The organism is Mycoplasma sp. HU2014 (assembly GCF_001199495.1).
Lineage (GTDB): Bacteria > Bacillota_I > Bacilli_A > Mycoplasmatales > Mycoplasmataceae > Mycoplasma.
Map to the genome: position 1 here is coordinate 14,933 of NZ_LFYS01000071.1, position 18,161 is coordinate 33,093.

An 18,161-nucleotide genomic window follows, 5' to 3' on the forward strand; every position below is an offset into this window, starting at 1 on the left:
ATATAATATTTTCTTTGTAAAAAACAACCAAAAATAAAGTTAATTTTAAACATTGAATTTCATATTAATAAACATCCAAGTTTTCAAGATAAAAATATATAACATGTAGAAATGTATATAAGTTTAGAAAAATATAGATTTTAACTGTGTTTTTACACTTAAAAATAATTGTGGATAACTTAATATTGTTATGGTGTATAAATATTTTTCAACATTTTATAGTGTGTTTATTTATAATAATTTTGAATGAGAGGTATCCTTGTGGAAGACAAAGACTTATTAAAAAAACTGAAACTTTCATTATCAGAAAACCCTAATATCGATGAAGCTGTGTATAATGAATACATTTCTACTTCTAAGTTGTATAAAAAAGCTGAAAATGAATATGTTTTTGTAGTTAAGTCTATTTTTGGACTAAAAACTATCAAACATATTGAATCTGTTATTCACGAAGTTATAAAAAAAGAACTGAATAATGAAGTTTTATTAAGTTTTACTGATGAAAAAAAATATAAAAAAGAGCAAGAAACATTATCTAACCAAGTAACTAAGCAAGAAGAACAAGTATCAAAACCTACTAAATCTAGCTTATTATCAAAAAAACCTAGCAGATTAATAGGGAATACATTTGATAATTTTGTGGTTGGGCCTAGTAATGAACAAGCTTTTTTAGCTGCTCAAACTGTTGCTAAAAATCCTGGTTTTACTTATAATCCATTATTTATTTATGGAGAATCGGGAATGGGGAAAACTCATATTTTAAAAGCTACTAAAAACTATATTGAAAATAATTTTTCAGACTTAAAAGTAGTTTATATGAGTGGAGAAGAGTTTGCAAGAAAAGCTATTGATGTTTTACAAAAAACTCATCAAGAAATTGAAACTTTCAAAGATGAAATCTTGATAAATGATGTTTTAATAATCGATGATATTCAATTTTTAAGCAATAAAATAAAGACAAATGAACTGTTATTCACAATTTTCAACAATTTTATTGAGTACGATAAACAACTAATTTTTTCTAGTGATAAATCACCTGAACAATTAAACGGTTTTGATAATAGATTAATTACTAGATTTAACATGGGTTTAAGTATACCTATTATGAATTTAGATATTAAAACAGCAACAGCAATTATTAAAAAAGAACTTAAAGAACAAAACCCTAATTTAGAATTTTCACAAGAAGCTATTAGTTTTTTATCTAATTATTATGCTGATGATGTTAGAAAAATTAAAGGTTCAATATCTAGATTAAATTTCTGAATGTTACAAAATCCAGATCAAAAAATCATATCTATTGATATTGTTACTGAGTTATTTAAAGGTGTTCCTACTTCTAAGTTTGGTATATTAAATGTTAAAAAGATTAAAGAAGTAGTTTCTGAAAAATATGGAATTAGCGTTAACGCTATTGATGGAAAAGGACGAGCAAAACCTGTTGTTATGGCAAGACATACAGCTATGTATCTTACAAAAATCATCTTAAATCATACTTTAGTTCAAATTGGTGAAGAATTCGGTGGAAGAGATCACACAACAGTTATAAACGCTGAACGTAAAATAAATAGAATGTTGAAAACTGACAAAGATTTTAAAAAAGTTATGGAAAACTTGAAATCTAAAATCTTAGTAAAATAAATAATAAAATCCAACAAAATAAACACTTTTAATTACTTTTCCACATTTCTACTCGATAATAAGAATAATAAATAAAGTAATTAAGAAATATAGTAATATTAGTAATTTAAATTTTTTTCTTTTGAACATACTTTGTAAAAATAAAGTAAAAATTCATTTGAAAAATAGATGAAAAAACACATTTAAAAACTTAAAATATAAATAAATATGTCATTAAAGACAATAGAAATCTTTAGGAGATAAAATCATGAATATTAGAATTAATAGAATGGTGTTATTAGATAATTTACAAAAAGCAGTTAAAGTTATAGATTATAAAAATACTAATCCTAGTTTAACTGGTATTTATTTAAATGCAGAAAATGAAAAAGTAAGTATTATTTCAACTAATGGTACTCTTTCTTTTAAAAGTATTTTAGATAATAGAAATTCTGATCTAGAAATTAAACAAGAAGGTAAAGTTATAATTAAACCTAAATATGTTTTAGAAATGTTAAGAAAACTAGAAGATGAATTTGTAACATTAACAATGGTTGAAGATAGTGAATTAACTATTAGAACTCATAATTCTGATTTTAATGTTAGTGTTTTAAATGCAGATGACTATCCTTTAATTGGATTTAGAGAAAAAGGAACTGAAATTGTTTTAAATCCTAATGAAGTTAAAAAAACTATTTATCAAGTAATAGTTTCAATGAATGAAAATAATAAAAAATTAGTTTTAACAGGTTTAAATCTAAAAGTAGAAGAAGATAAAGTAATTTTCTCAACAACTGATTCATTTAGAATAAGTCAAAAAGTTGTACAAGCAAATTCTAAAATAGTTGAACACGTTGATATTACTATTCCTTATAAAACTGTTAGTGAATTACCTAGATTACTAGATAATGCTAAAAATCTAAAAATAATATTATTTGAAGGATATATTACTTTTATTATTGATAATGTAGTTTTCCAATCAAATTTAATAGATGGAAGATTTCCTAATGTACAAATTGCCTTTCCTAAAGAATTTGAAACAATTATTAGTTTAAAACAAAGAGTGATTTCTAAATTATTATCAAGATTCGATTTTCCTACAGATGATGGTATGCCAAGTATAGTTAATATTAAAGTTGACAATGATAAAATTTATTTCAAAACTTCTATTTCAGAAGTTGGAAAATATGAAGAAGAATTTGAAGATTTCTCTATTGAAGGAAACAAAAATATTTCAATAAGTTTTAATACTAGATTTTTAATTGAAGCCATTAAAACTTTAGATGATGAAATTATCGAATTAAAATTAATCAATTCAACAAAACCGATTATTTTAAACAATACTCGTGATGAAGATTTAAAACAAGTTATTCTTCCTACATTTTTAAGTAATTAGTTTTAGATTATGAGTTTAGTTTATTTTTTTTAAAAAAACGAAGATTTAATTAAATAAAAAAAGTTACTCTCCAAAGTATATATTTTTATTTTGAAATATTTTAAAATTATATTTTGTAAATTTAATATGTTTACACATAAAAATAATTAAATAAATGAATTTAATAAAATAAGGTAGGTAATATGCAAACTAAATCTATAGAGCCACAAATAACTGATTTTTTTAATAGACAATTAAAAAATTATAATCTTGACTACAAATTAGAACAAGAAGAATTAAATAGTCAAATTGATAAAGCTTTTGAATTATATAAAAGTAAAACTGGCGGAAGGGGAAAAAATCGTCCTGATGTAAAATTGTTAAAACAAGATAAAAAATTAAATACATTTCCTGTAATTATCGAATATAAAGGATATTTTGATAAACTTGTAAAAACTAATAACAAAGTTGTTGATAATAGAACTAAAGAGAATTTAACTGATTATAATACAATACAAAGTTATGCTGTAAATGGTGCGGTTCATTATGCAAATGCAATACTTCAACATACTGATTATAAGAAAGTTATAGCTATTGGTTGTACAGGGGAGAAAAAGAATGGTATTTTAAAAACAAGAATAGGTGTTTACCTTGTTTCTGAGGAAAATTATGGTCTTGCTCAAGAAATAGGTAGTTACGATGATTTATCATTCTTAGAAGATGAATATTTTGATGAATTTGTTGAAACAATTCATGATCTTTCTCTCTCTGTAAAAGAACTTAATCATAGAAAAGAAATAAGAGATAAACAAATAGATATCAGCTTATTAAAGTTGAATAATGATATTTATAAAAATGAAGAAGGTTTGACAGAAGCAGATAGAGTAAATCTTATAGCAGGTTCCATAATAGCAACTTTAGGAATACCAAATAAGGTTTCACCGATAACCAAAGAAGAACTTAAATGTAAAATGGAACAAGGTTCAACAGATGGTGAAATTTTAATAAATAAAATAAATGCATTTTTAAAAAATAAGCAAATACCTAAAGATAAAGCAGAAATGATAGTTAGAAAAATGCAATCTACATTATTAAAAACTCAGTTAAATACTCCAAGAAATGGTGAAACTCAATTAAAAAGAGTTTTTACAAAAATTATAGACTGCTTAGGAGAATACTATCAAATTGGATTGAACACAGACTTTACTGGTAAATTATTTAATGAGATGTATTCATGATTAGGCTATGCGGATGATACTTGACATGATATAGTTTTAACACCATCGTATGTTGCGACTCTTTTAGTAAAACTTGCTAGAATTAACATGGATAGTTATGTCTGAGATTTTGCTACAGGTAGTGCAGGATTACTAGTTGCTGCTATGAACGAAATGATTAATGATGCTAAAGTTAAGTTAAAATCACCTAAGGACATAGAGAATAAAATTTTAAATATAAAAGTAAATCAACTTCTAGGGATAGAACTTTTAGAAGAGATTTATATGTTAGCGATTTTAAATATGATCTTAATGGGTGATGGTAGTTCAAACATTTTATGTAAGAATTCTCTTACTGAATTTGATGGTAATTATGGTTTTACAAAAAGTGGTGAAAAATTCCCAGCTAACGCTTTCGTCTTGAATCCTCCATACTCTCAAGAAGGTAATGGAATGATATTTGTAGAGAAAGCATTTTCAATGATGAAACGTGGTGGTTATGGTTCTATAATAATTCAATCATCTGCAGGAAATGGAAAGTCTACAGAGATAAATAAAAGAATATTAAATAATAACACCTTACTAGCAAGTATTAAGATGCCTATTGATCTTTTTGGTGATAAAAGTAGTGTCCAAACTCATATATATGTTTTTAGAGTTGGTGAGCCACATAATAATAATGACATAGTAAAATTTATTGATTTCTCGAATGATGGATATAAATGATTAGCTAGAAAGAAAGCGAAAGAAAAGTTAAAGGATATTGATAAAGCTAAAGAACGTTATGAAGAAATTGTAAATTTAGTATTATATGGCAAAAAACATTTAAAAATTTTCACAGAAAAAGAATATTATGAGGGATACATAGATGTAATGAATGGTAATGATTGAAATCAATCTACACCTATCGATTCAAAACCAACATTAGAAAATTTTAAAGAAGATATATCAAATTTTTTAGCTTGAGAAATAACAAATATTTTAAAAACTAGAAAAGAGACTGAAGAAATAAAAAAATAGAGGCCTCACTGAATGAAAAATTATCCAATGTTCAGTGAGGAGAATTTAAAATTGATGATTTATTTATTAAACTTAACACAAATAATGTATCTAAAAATAAATCTGGAGATTTACCAGCAACAACCGCTGTTGTTTCAAATAATCAGATAGGAAAATACATAGACCCTGTAAATGCAACTATTTTATCAAATGTATTTTCAGCAACAGCTAACGGATTTGGTAAAGCATTTTATCAGTCTAGAAATTTTACAGTTCTACAAGACAGTTATGCTTTTACATTTAAAGATAAAAATATCGATCCTAATAAATGTTATGCTTTTATTTTAGGAGCTTTAAATAAAGTTTATTCTAAATATGATTGAACAAACAAGTCTGGATGAAACAAAGTAAAGAATGAGTATATAAAATTACCTATAAAAAATAATCAAATTGATTGAGAATTCATAAAGGAAATTAATGCTGAAATAGAAGCTCAACATATTACTGAAATACAATCTTATTTACATGCAACAGGATTAAAGGATTATGAGTTGACTGAAAAAGAAAATGAAGTAATAAATAAATATGAACATATCACAACGGGGGGGGTATTAAATTACATAATTTATTCTCAATCCACAATGTTAAGGGTATAAATAAGGAAACATTAAAAAATGGTGATGAATTTGATTACATAACCAGAACTTCTAAAAATCAAGGAATACTACAAACTACAGGAAAAATAGATAATTTAGAGCCCAATAAACCTAACACATGAAGTCTAGGTTTACTTCAAATGACATTTTTCTATAGAAAAAGAGAATGATATGCTGGTCAGTTTGTTAGAATTATTAAACCTAAATTCAATCATAATGAAAATATTGCTCTATTTTTTACAACGTTATTAAATTCAAAAAGAGATTTATTATTGCAATATTTAGTAAGTGACGTAGATGATGTACTATTAAATTCAGAAGTTTATGCTCCAATTAAAGACAATTTTATAGATATAGAATACATAAATACCTTTATTACTGCTATAAAAAAGATAATAATAAAAGATTTAGTTATTTGAACAAATTCAAGAAAACAATAACAAAACAATTAACAAAAAATAAATTAGACTTCCAAAAAATAAATTTAAAATATTTCGAGAAAAAAGCCGTATAAATACGGCTTTTTAAATGATAATTAATAAAACGTCTATTTAAACATGGTTAGAGCAAAAAACACCATGAGTTTCAGTTTAAATTTTGGGGTTCAGGGGAAATTAATAACTTTAAGAATTAAACTCTATCTGTTCATTTGATTTAGAAAAAATATTAATTTCATTATCAATTTTAATTTTTCTAACATATCATCTTTGACTAGATTGACATAAATTTATAAATTTTTCTAAACGATTTTTTGTTTTATCTATTTCTTTAAGTGTTATTACAATACTAAATTTTATTTTGTCATTATTAGTATTGTTTAATCTATATTTTTTAGTAACTTTAATTCCTCAAGATAGAAGATTGTTTTTTACTTTTATTGATGTTCTAGCTCTACCTGTTTTAGTTGTTTCTTTTTTCTCAATAATTTTAACGGTATTTCATTTTGAAAATTCTTTTCTTGCTTCTTGTTCATTTATATAAACATTATCTTCATGAGAGGATTGTTTATTTTCATTTAATGGTTTTATTTTTAAATTTTCTCCTTCTCCAATCATTGGTCCAAATTGGAAATCTAATTCATTTTTAGTGTAATCAACACCTTGATTTCTATTAGTATCAGTAAAATATACTAGTGTTGCTTTTACAGTGAACGGAAAAGTGTTGTTATAAACAGGTACTGGAAACTCATGATTATAAGTATGATATTCTTTTGTGTAAGATGATAAAACTATTTTAATTTCATGATTTTTAGATTCAATAATATCATTTATTTTTATTGGTACAATTCCATGTCCTACTATGTCTTTATTATTGTCATTAGATATTGCAGAATCAATTATTAAAGCTTTAGCTTCTTCTTTTGAAAATTTTAATTTATGAATAAGATAAGCAACCTTTCTTGTTATTCAAGGTGCTGCAAATGAAGTACCAATAACTTTATAAACACCATTAGCTGTACAAGTTGTGATAGGTTTATCTTTAGTTCCACCATAATAATTAACATCAGGTTTATTAAAGAAATGTAGAACAGGTCCTTTTCTAGAATAGTTTGCAGGATTATTTTTATAATCAACTGAATTTACAACAATTGAATTTATTGAATCTGCAGGAGATCCTATTCTTTTTGAATTTAATTCATTAACTTCTTTATTAGTTCCTGCAACTATAAAAATAACATCATTTTCATATTGTAATTTATCTAATAAATCACCCATAACTGATATTGAATTTTTATCTATTTCTGATTTTGAACCTAGAGATAAATTTCAAACTTTAATATCTTTATTATTTTCAACAATATTTTTTATTTTGTTATAAAGAGTCAATGTGCTATTTATGTCATCTTTAGCAACACCGAAATGTCGTACTCTAAATCTACCACAATTATCTTCTAATTGTTTGTTAAAAGATGGTCCATCAACAATAATAGAAGTTACAGCTGTTCCATGATTAAAATCTTTTTGTGATAAAGGTATTTCATTTGAGATCTCTTTTTTAAATTCGACTCATTTTGAAAAATAAACTCTGTTATCAAACATTGTATCAATTACTCCAACGATAGGTTCAATTGTAGGATCTGGTATTGTTAAAACATCACTATTAGAAGTTAAGAAATAGTTATCCTCTTTTCAATCTACTTCATTTAAATCTTCAACAGACATCGAAATTAAATAAGGTGCTTTTTCTTTTAATAAATTGTATGGTTCACTATCTAAGTAAAATGTATTTTTACCAATTCTATCTCGCATATTTAAATTAATATTTAATTTCTTTAATAACTCAATTTCATCAACATTAATATCATATAAAGTAATTATTTTTTTATCACTTGAATCAATATGAGTAGTTTTAACATTAAATTCTTCTATATGAGATAAATCTACAATTATAGAGCGAAATTGAGTTTTAAATATTTCTTTTGATGATATATTATTTTTATTATTTAAAATTTGATCTATTAACTCATTTGTTATGATGTTAATGTTATTTTGTTCTAATTTATCAACTATTATTGATATTTTATTAATTGCATTTTTTAAAATATTTTTTTCAATGTAATAAGTTATTAAATGCTTTTGCTGTATATTGTTATTTTTATAATCATCAATTAAACTAACACCAACTATTTTGTCATTATTTTGTTTTAATGTTGAATAAAATAATTGGTTTATTCTTTTACTTTTTGCTACTATTGAATAATATTTAACATTTATCAAAGCATCAATTTCTAAGGTTTGATTTTTTCAAAAATTATAAACATCGTTTAATTGATCTAACAGTTTTTTAATATGATCTAATTCTAATTTCTTTTTACCAGTTAATTTAGGATTACCAGGTTTTGAAGGATTAGGTTTTGAATCAAATTCACCTTTTAAAATTAGTAATGAATTCATATTACCCTCCTTTTAGCTTCATAGCTACGTTACTTTTTGAAATACCTGTTAATATTTCGATTTCTCTAACTGTAAAATTATTTTCTTTTAATTTTTTTAGATCATAACTATCATTTGAAATTTGTTTATAAAGTCTTTTTAAATAATCATGTTCATCATTAGGATCACTTAAATAAATTGCTGATTTAATGATATTTTTTAGTTCACCAGGTAAAGGAATTTCTTGCATTAAAGAAATGATTTTTCTAAATAATTTAAGTTCACTTTTTACATTCTCAACTTTTTTAAGATAATGTTTTAAAATAACTTCACTAATATCAATAAGATCTTGTCTTTGATATCTATTAAAATTTAAAACTAAATCAAATCTTCTACTTAATGCTTTATCAAAATGTTTGAATAAATTAGTTGTAGCTATAAGTATAATATTTTCATTTAAACTATCTAAAGCTTTTAAAATACTAGTAGTAACTCTACCCATTTCTCTAACATCTTTTTGATCAACACGTTCTAAAGCAAGTGCATCAATTTCATCAAAACAAATAATAACTTTTTCAGGTAAAGAGATATTATTAATTGCATCAAATAATTCTGAAATATTTTTTCCAGTTTGTCCTAGATGAGAATCAATAATATTATTTGAATCAATAATAAATAAATCTCTATTTAATATTCTTGCAATTTGTTTTACACTTTCGGTTTTTCCTGTTCCTGGTGGACCTTGAAATAAAAATTTATTTATTGCGACTTTACGATTTATCGCATTAATTATTCCTTTGATATTTTCTGAGATTTTTTCTGGAAGTGGAAGTGGTTCTAAACTTGTTTGTAATTGAACTTTTTGAGCAAATGGAATTGTTATATCAAAACTTAATTGAGGTACAAAATTATTAGTCCCACGCAACATTGAAAAGATATATTCACCTAATTCATCATCGTTCATTTTGTAAAATTCTTCAGCAATTAAATATGCTTCTTTTCTAAAAGATATATCATTTTCTTCTATATGATATTTTATTAAATTTAAGATATTAGCCTTTCTCATAATATCATTACCTTTCATAAGTTAATTATAAATAACGTTTGGACAAAAAAGCAATAAAAAGGACAAAAATAAAAATAATTTCATAATTAATATTTGCAAAAATTTTATAATTATCAATAAATTGTAAAGTATTAAAATATACAATATAATAGAAATTGAGTTGAACGATACATGTAATTTTTACTGTATGTTTATATTAACAGAAGGTATTAAAATGCTTAATAAAATCAAACAAGTTATTATAGTAGAAGGTAAAACTGATACTCAAAAACTTAAAAATATTTTTGGTAATGATATCAAAACTATTGAAACAAATGGGTTAAGTTTAAATGAAAAAACTCTTAGAATAATTAAAGAATTTAACGATACAGTTGGAGTTATTATTTTTACTGATCCAGATGGAGCTGGTAAGAAAATTAGAGAACAAATTATTAATCATTTAGATAATAAAGTTTTAAATGCTTTTATAACAAAACAAGATGTAAATAAACAATATAAAAAAATAGGAATAGCTCAAGCTGATGATTTCGCTATTAAAAAAGCTTTATCAGAACTAATAGTTTATGATAAAAATAATGATTCTATTAGTTGAAATGAGTATGTTAATAACAATTTTTATTTAAAATCTAATAGAGATAAAATTTGTAAATATTTTAATTTTGAAAAATCTATTAGTTCAAAAACTTTGTTTAAATGATTAAATTGAATGAACTTAAAAGTAAAAGATATTAAAGAAATATTAGGAGAATAAAATGCAAGTAAAAGCTAAAAAACATTTTGGTCAAAACTTTATATCAGATCCTAAATTAATAAGTAGAATTGTTGATGTGTTAGGTGATGATTCTGATCAATTGATAATTGAAATAGGACCAGGAACTGGAGCATTAACAACTGAGTTAGTTAAAAGATTTAAAAAAGTAGTTGCTATTGAAATTGATAAAGAATTAGAACCAGTTTTAAGATCAAAAATTAATTCAGATAATTTTGATTTTGTTCTAGCTGATGTTTTAACTGTTGATTTTGAGTCAATAATTAAAAAATATGATTTTAAAAAAGTTTCTATTATTTCAAATATGCCTTATTACATAACAAGTGAAATTCTATTTAAAACACTTAAAATAAGTCATTTATTAAATAAAGCAGTTTTCATGATGCAAAAAGAAGTAGCAGTTAGATTATGTGCTAATAAAAATGAAAATAACTACAATAATTTATCAGTTGTTTGTGAATTTTATTCTGATAAAAAATATGAATTTACTGTAGTTAAAGGAATGTTTAGACCTATTCCAAAAGTAGATTCAGCAATTGTTAGTTTAACTTTTAATGATAAATATAAAACTCAAATTAAAGATGATCAAAAATTTGCTGAATTTGTAAGAAAATTATTTAACAATAAAAGAAAAACTATTTTAAACAATTTAACAAATGTTGTTAGTGATAAAAATTTAGCTTTAGACTATTTAAATAAAGCAAATATTGATGTTAAAAAAAGACCTGAACAATTAGGTTTAGAAGAATTTATTTTATTATTTAATTTGATGGATTAATTATGAATTTTAGTTTAAAAAAGATACTTTATGTAAAAGATTTTAAACAGATAATGTCGCTAACAATTCATATATTTTTACAATTATTTTTTGCAGCAATTATATCTCAAATAAATATTTTATTATTTAGTTGATATGCTGGAGGAACTGGTTTTTTTGCAGCAGTTAATAAAACAACAACACTATTTATTGCTATTCAATTTATTCCTGGATTAGTTGCTAGTGGAACACTGGTTGTAGGAAGTAAATTATTTGGTCAAAATAAAGAAAAAGAATTATCTAAACTAATAACTACTGGTATTTTAATTAACTTAACTATAACTTTGTTTGTTTATATTTTAACTAGTTTATTTGCTTCAACTTTTTTAAGTTGATTAGATGCAAAAAATGAATTTATAATTACTAATAATAAGTACAATCAAATTAATGAATTAGATTTTTGTGTGAAGTATTTTCAAATCATAAATATCAGTTTAGTAATAATGTCAGTTGTTCAAGTTTTAATTGCTGGATTACAAATTATCAGTAAACAACGTCATATTGCAATTGGTTCAATTTTATCTAATGTGGTTGATATTATTTTGGTTGTATTAGTTTTATATGTATTTGATTTAAATCCTTTTTATGCTAGTTTAGGTTTAGTTTTAGTGGCCTTATTTCAATTAGTTTATATGATAGTAATAAATGTTATTTATATTGATTATAAAAATTGAAAATTTATTAATCAGATTGAAGTTAAATATATGTTTGAAACTATCAAAACAGGTCTCCCTATTACTTTAGAAGTAGGGTTGTGAAATGTATGTAATTTTGTTGCAAATACAGCTATTAGTCATTTATATGTGAATTCAACTTTTATTGATCAACAACAAGTAATTAATACTTTTATAAACTTACATAGAACATTAACTGCTATTGTACAATATTCAATTACATTCTTATTAGCTATAAGTACAATTACATCAATGTTAGTAGCTAAAATGATAGGAAAAAATGATAAACAAAAAGCTTTTGAAATAGGAATAAATTGTTGAAAAATAGCGATTTATGCTCAGTTATTATTATCATCAATTACTTTAGTTTTAACTTATCCATTATTAAAAGCATTCAACATAAATTCGACATTAATTAATAAGTATGGATATATTTTAATGAGCGTGTTGTTTGTTAAACTTTTATTTGATACTGCTAATATGACTTTATTAAGAGCATTATGATCAACTGGAGATTTATGAATACCTTTATTAATATCAGTTGCTACTATGATTACAGGTATGTGTTTATTACCTTGACTTATTAGTTCAACTTTTAAAGGTGATACAGGTTATGGTTTAGTTCTTATTTATTTAGTTATAAGTTTAGATCCTATTTTAAGATCAATAATTTATACTAAACGTTGATTTAAAAGAAAATGAGAAAGTCGTATTAAACCGGTTTAATTTAATATTTTTATTAGATAAAAATTGTATTTAATATTTCAAAAATTTTATAAAAATAAATCTTATTTTTCTTTATTTTGAATAAGATTTCTTTATTTTGAATAAGATTTTTTCTTTGTTTTATGCGTGATTTTTACAAGACTTTTAGCCATATTTTAGATATAATTAATATATGTATTTTATATGTAATTTATACATAGTTTGTGTGTATTTAATATATAAAATTAAGAACGTTTTTTATGGGGTATTTTTTTATTTTGCTTTATAAAAAAAATGATTAGGAGGAAGAAAGAATGTCTGTAAATTATGATGCTGAATCGATAAAAGTTTTAAAAGGTTTAGAAGCAGTTAGAAAGCGTCCAGGAATGTATATTGGATCAACTTCTAAAACTGGATTACACCACTTAGTGTGAGAAATTTTAGATAACTCTGTTGATGAGGCTATGGCAGGATATGCAGATAAAATTGACATTACACTTACAGTTGATGGAGAAGTTATTGTTCAAGATAATGGACGTGGTATTCCTACAGGTATTAATCAAGAATCAGGAAAATCAGCTTTAGAGTTAGTATTTACTCAACTTCATGCTGGAGGGAAATTTGATTCTGATAGTTATAAAATTTCAGGTGGATTGCACGGAGTTGGAGCTAGTGTTGTTAACGCTTTATCATTATATGTTGATGTTGATGTTTACAGAGAAAATATTCATTATCATCAATACTTTAGTGAAGGTGGAACAAAAGAATCAACTTTAGAAAATTTAGGTTCAACTGAGTTAAGAGGAACTAAAGTTAGATTTAAACCAGATCCTGAAATATTTAAAGAAACAGTAAATTTTGATTATGATGTTGTTAGAAATAAAGCAAAGCAATTAGCTTACTTAAATAAAGGTTTAAGATTAACTTTAACTGATCAAAGAGTTGATAAAAGTGTTGAGTATTATTTTGCTAATGGAATCTTAGATTACATTAAAGAAAAGAATGAAAATAAAACAACAATAAATCCAAACATTTTTTATGTTGATTCAAAATACAAAGATATCGAAGTTGAAGTAGCATTACAATATAATTCTGACTATCAAGAAAATTTAATTACTTTTGTTAATAACATTAATACTCTTGAAGGTGGTACTCATGAAGATGGGTTAAAACAAGCTTTAATTAGAGATATTAATAGATATGCTGAAAATGTTATTAAATCTAATAAATCAAATGGAAAATACTCTTGAGATGATATTAAAGAAGGTATGGTATGTATTGTTTCAGTAAGACATACTGATCCACAATTTGAAGGTCAAACTAAAACAAAATTATCTAACTTAGATGCTAAAGAAGCAGTTAATGAAATAATTGGTCAAACATTCGAAGAATTCTTATTAAAATCTCCAGAAGATGCTAAAGCTATTTTAGATAAAAATGCTAATGCACAAAAAGCAAGAATTGCAGCTCAAAGAGCAAGAGAAGAAACAAGAAGAAAATCGGCTTTAGATACTTTTTCACTACCAGGAAAATTAGCTGATTGTGAAAGTAAAGATGCAAGCATTGCCGAGCTATATTTAGTTGAGGGAGATTCAGCTGGTGGTAGTGCTAAAACTGGAAGAAATAGACGTTTTCAAGCTATATTACCTTTAAGAGGTAAGGTGTTAAATGTTGAGCGTGTAACTGAAGCTAGAGCATTTGCAAATAATGAAATTAAATCAATCATCACTGCAATTGGAACAGGAATAAAAGAAGAATTAGATCTTTCTAAATTAAGATATGGAAAAATTGTAATTATGACTGATGCTGATGTTGATGGTGCTCACATTAGAATTCTATTGTTAACATTCTTCTACAGATATATGAAAGAATTAATTAACAATGGAAATATTTATATTGCTCAACCACCTTTATATAAAATTGAATCTTCTAAACGAGTAGAGTACGCTTATACAGATGCAGAATTAGAAGCATTAAAAAATAATGAATTTAAAGATACTAAATATACAATTCAACGATACAAAGGTCTTGGAGAAATGGATCCGCTTCAATTATGAGAAACAACAATGGATCCACAACAAAGAACAATGCTTCAAATTTCATTAGATGATGCAGCACTAGCTAATGAAGTATTTTCAGATTTAATGGGTGAAGATCCTGAATTAAGAAAAAATTATATTCAAGACAATGCTAAATTTGTAGAAAACATTGACGTGTAGAAAGGAAAAGCAAGAATGGATAATCAAAACAATAATCAAGAACATTATCATGGGAAAATAACTCAAATTGATATTTCTTCTGAGGTTAGAAAAGACTTTTTAGAATATGCGATGAGTGTTATTGTAAGTCGTGCTTTACCTGATTTAAAAGATGGATTAAAACCTGTTCATAGACGTATAATTTATGCTATGAATGATTTAGGTATTACAGCTGATAAACCACACAAAAAATCTGCAAGAATTGTCGGAGAAGTAATCGGTAAGTATCACCCACATGGAGATAGTGCAGTTTATGAATCAATGGTGAGAATGGCTCAAGATTTCTCATACCGTTATCCTTTAGTTGATGGTCATGGTAACTTCGGATCAATTGATGGTGATGGAGCAGCGGCTATGCGTTATACTGAAGCAAGACTTGCTAAAATATCAAACTATATTATTAAAGATATTGATATGGAAACTGTTCCATTTATTGATAACTATGATGCTAGTGAAAAAGAACCTTCTTATTTACCTGGATATTTACCTAACTTATTAGTTAATGGTGCAACTGGTATTGCTGTTGGTATGGCAACTTCTATTCCTCCTCATAATTTAAGAGAAGTTGTAAGTGCATTAAAAGCATATATTGATAATAACGAAATAACTATTGATGAAATTTTAGATAATCACATATTAGGTCCTGATTTTCCAACTGGAGCATTAATGACTAATGGTCAAAAAATGAGAGAAGGATACGAAACAGGACGTGGTGGAGTAATTATTCGTGCTAAAGTTGAACTAGAAGAAACTTCTAGACATAGTAGATTTGTAATTACTGAAATTCCTTATCAAGTTAACAAATCAAAAATTATTGAAAAAATTGCTGAATTAGTTAAAACAAAAACAATTAATGGAATTGCAGATATTAGAGATGAATCAAACTATGAGGGAATTAGAATTGTAATTGATTTAAAACGTGATGCAAATCCTGATGTTATTTTATCTAAGTTATATAAATTTACTGGATTACAATCAAGTTTTACAATTAACTTATTATCACTACATAATAATTTACCTGTATTATTAGATTTAAAATCTATTATTAAATACTATGTAGAATTCCAAGTTCAAGTTATCATAAGACGTTCAATATTTGAAAAGAATAAGATAGCTAAACGTTATCATATACTAGAAGCACTACATAAAGCATTAGATGATGTTGATCATGTTATTGAGATTATTAAATCATCTAAAACAGTTGATGAAGCTAAAATGTTATTAACTAATAAATATGGTTTTGATGAAGAACAAAACAAAGCAATTTTAGATATGCGTTTACAAAGATTGGTTGGTTTAGAAAGAGAAAAAATTTGATCTGAAATGCAAGCAATTCAAGAACGTATCGCATATTTAGATAAATTAATTAATGATAAAGATGAACAAAATTCAGTTTTAAAAGATCAATTAGATGAAATCGCTAATAAATATGGTGATGAGAGAAGAACTGGACTAATTGATGATAAATTAATTAATATCCAAGATGAAGAATTAATTCCTGATACTAAAACAATGATTTTATTATCAAAAGAAGGATATATCAGAAGAGTTGATCCTGATGAATTTAGAACTCAAAAACGTGGTGGACGTGGAGTTAGTGTTAATGCTGAACCAAGCGATCCAATTGACTTAATCACAATGGGTAAAATGAGAGATTGAGTAATGTTCTTTACTAACTCAGGAAAAGTATTTAGAACAAAAATGTATAACATTAGACAATACTCAAGAACTGCAAGAGGATTACCTATTGTTAACTTCTTAAATGACTTATCACCTGAAGATAAAATTACTGCTATTTTATGTTTTAGAAATACTAAAAATAAATTTGAATATTTAACATTTGTAACTCAAAACGGAATGATTAAACGTACAAGAGTTAGTGAATTTGAAAACATTAATAGAAATGGTAAAAAAGCAATTACATTAAAAGATGATGACCAATTAGTTTCAGTATTTGCAACAACAGGAAAAGATACTATTTTTGTTGCTAATGAATCAGGAAAAGTAATTAGAGTACAAGAAGATAAAATTCGTGCTATGTCTAGAACTGGATCTGGAGTTAAATCAATTAAATTAGAAGATAATGATGTTGTAGTTGGAGCAGTAAGTTCATTTAAACTATCTCACATTACAACAGTTTCAAGCAAAGGTATCTTTAAAAAGAGTTTAGTTGATGATTATAGAATTAGTAATAGAAATACTAAAGGTATGAAAGTAATGAATTTAAATGAAAAAACAGGTAAATTCAAAGCTTTAATTGCTGCTAGAGAAACAGATTTAATTGTAATTGTTTCAAGCGATGGAAACATAATTAAAACGAAAGTATCTAATATTCCTTCTCTTTCAAGAACTGCTACTGGAGTAAAAGGAATAAGACTAGATGATGGTCAAGAAATAAGTGCGATAACTTTAGAATACATTAAAAATCCAGATGATTTAAAAGATTTTGAAGATGAAGAATAGTAAAAAAATCACTCTAACCTTATCGGCGCAAGTGATTTTTATTTTTGTAAAAGTTGCATTCTTTTTTATCCTACGTTTCCCACTTTAAGCATAAAAATAACAGTTTAAACTTATAAACCTAAATTTATAAGTCAACTGTTATTTTTTTAAAACTTCTAAAAGAGTGTGATAAGTATCTCAACTTTCTTTTAACCCATCATTAAACACTTGTATTGTTTCTGTTTTTTGTTTGTTTACAAATACCTCAATTTCTTTGACATCTTTAATAACGTTAATCATTTTATGTTCAGTAATTCTATTTTTACCTTGTAATCCTAATCTAGAATTCAAAAGGTAAACTACATAATTTAAAAACACTAAAGATACAAAACATAAACAAATATATCCAACAATATGATTTCATGTTGATAGATACATTGGACGAAGTGACAATTTACCTTTTAACGTTTTAAAATTAGATTCAATTTGTCACTGTTTTGAATATAAATTTACAATATCAACTACAGATAAATCAGTTCTATTTGTTTCATAAACATAATATCCATCGTATTTTTCATCTTCATTTATTTTTGCTACATCCAATTCATAAAAAGCACCTTTATTTACAGGTTTAAAAAACTTATATTTTTTTGAACCAGCTAAATTGTCATAAGAAACTAAATTATCTTT

Annotated in this window: 12 protein-coding genes; 9 read left to right on the plus strand and 3 right to left on the minus strand. The window is 24.8% G+C overall.

Annotation, left to right across the window (positions count from 1 at the left end; genetic code table 4):
- Positions 1 to 261: 261 nt before the first annotated feature.
- The 4 genes from dnaA to AB668_RS04590 all read left to right on the plus strand — a co-directional run bounded on the left by dnaA (position 262) and on the right by AB668_RS04590 (position 6,307).
- Positions 262 to 1,641 carry a chromosomal replication initiator protein DnaA gene (gene dnaA, locus AB668_RS04575; protein WP_201342699.1) on the plus strand — a complete coding sequence of 460 codons (1,380 nt, stop codon included), beginning with the start codon at positions 262 to 264 and terminating at the stop codon, positions 1,639 to 1,641.
- A 247-nt stretch (positions 1,642 to 1,888) separates the two neighbouring features.
- Entirely contained in the window at positions 1,889 to 3,016 is a 1,128-nt protein-coding gene (locus AB668_RS04580) for a DNA polymerase III subunit beta (RefSeq protein WP_050517819.1), read from the plus strand.
- Positions 3,017 to 3,198: 182 nt separating this feature from the next.
- Positions 3,199 to 5,232, plus strand: coding sequence for an HsdM family class I SAM-dependent methyltransferase (locus AB668_RS04585; RefSeq protein ID WP_050517820.1), 2,034 nt, complete (start codon positions 3,199 to 3,201; stop codon positions 5,230 to 5,232).
- A gap of 775 nt (positions 5,233 to 6,007) precedes the next feature.
- Positions 6,008 to 6,307, plus strand: coding sequence for a hypothetical protein (locus tag AB668_RS04590; protein ID WP_050517821.1), 300 nt, complete (start codon positions 6,008 to 6,010; stop codon positions 6,305 to 6,307).
- Positions 6,308 to 6,490: 183 nt separating this feature from the next.
- Here AB668_RS04590 and AB668_RS04595 read toward each other — a convergent pair whose 3' ends face one another.
- Positions 6,491 to 8,761, minus strand: coding sequence for a S8 family peptidase (locus AB668_RS04595; RefSeq protein ID WP_050517822.1), 2,271 nt, complete (start codon positions 8,759 to 8,761; stop codon positions 6,491 to 6,493).
- 1 nt (position 8,762) lies between these two features.
- Positions 8,763 to 9,806: an ATP-binding protein gene (locus AB668_RS04600; protein ID WP_050517823.1), complete on the minus strand. Its 1,044-nt coding sequence runs from the start codon at positions 9,804 to 9,806 to the stop codon at positions 8,763 to 8,765.
- Between the two features lie 214 nt (positions 9,807 to 10,020).
- On the opposite strand from AB668_RS04600, the gene rnmV reads away from it, so the two are divergent.
- The 5 genes from rnmV to gyrA all read left to right on the plus strand — a co-directional run bounded on the left by rnmV (position 10,021) and on the right by gyrA (position 17,492).
- On the plus strand, positions 10,021 to 10,557 hold the full coding sequence (rnmV, locus tag AB668_RS04605) for a ribonuclease M5 (RefSeq protein ID WP_050517824.1): 537 nt from the start codon (positions 10,021 to 10,023) through the stop codon (positions 10,555 to 10,557).
- Position 10,558: 1 nt separating this feature from the next.
- Positions 10,559 to 11,353: a 16S rRNA (adenine(1518)-N(6)/adenine(1519)-N(6))-dimethyltransferase RsmA gene (gene rsmA / locus AB668_RS04610; protein WP_050517825.1), complete on the plus strand. Its 795-nt coding sequence runs from the start codon at positions 10,559 to 10,561 to the stop codon at positions 11,351 to 11,353.
- A 2-nt stretch (positions 11,354 to 11,355) separates the two neighbouring features.
- On the plus strand, positions 11,356 to 12,792 hold the full coding sequence (locus AB668_RS04615; protein ID WP_050517826.1) for an MATE family efflux transporter: 1,437 nt from the start codon (positions 11,356 to 11,358) through the stop codon (positions 12,790 to 12,792).
- A gap of 293 nt (positions 12,793 to 13,085) precedes the next feature.
- Entirely contained in the window at positions 13,086 to 14,990 is a 1,905-nt protein-coding gene (gene gyrB, locus AB668_RS04620; protein ID WP_050517827.1) for a DNA topoisomerase (ATP-hydrolyzing) subunit B, read from the plus strand.
- Positions 14,991 to 15,005: 15 nt separating this feature from the next.
- A complete protein-coding gene (gyrA, locus tag AB668_RS04625; RefSeq protein ID WP_050517828.1) occupies positions 15,006 to 17,492 on the plus strand; it encodes a DNA gyrase subunit A in 2,487 nt (828 codons plus the stop codon).
- A gap of 138 nt (positions 17,493 to 17,630) precedes the next feature.
- Here the strand turns inward: gyrA and AB668_RS04630 are convergent.
- The coding region (locus tag AB668_RS04630) for an IS1634 family transposase (protein ID WP_152908070.1) at positions 17,631 to 18,161 on the minus strand (531 nt) is incomplete at its 5' end.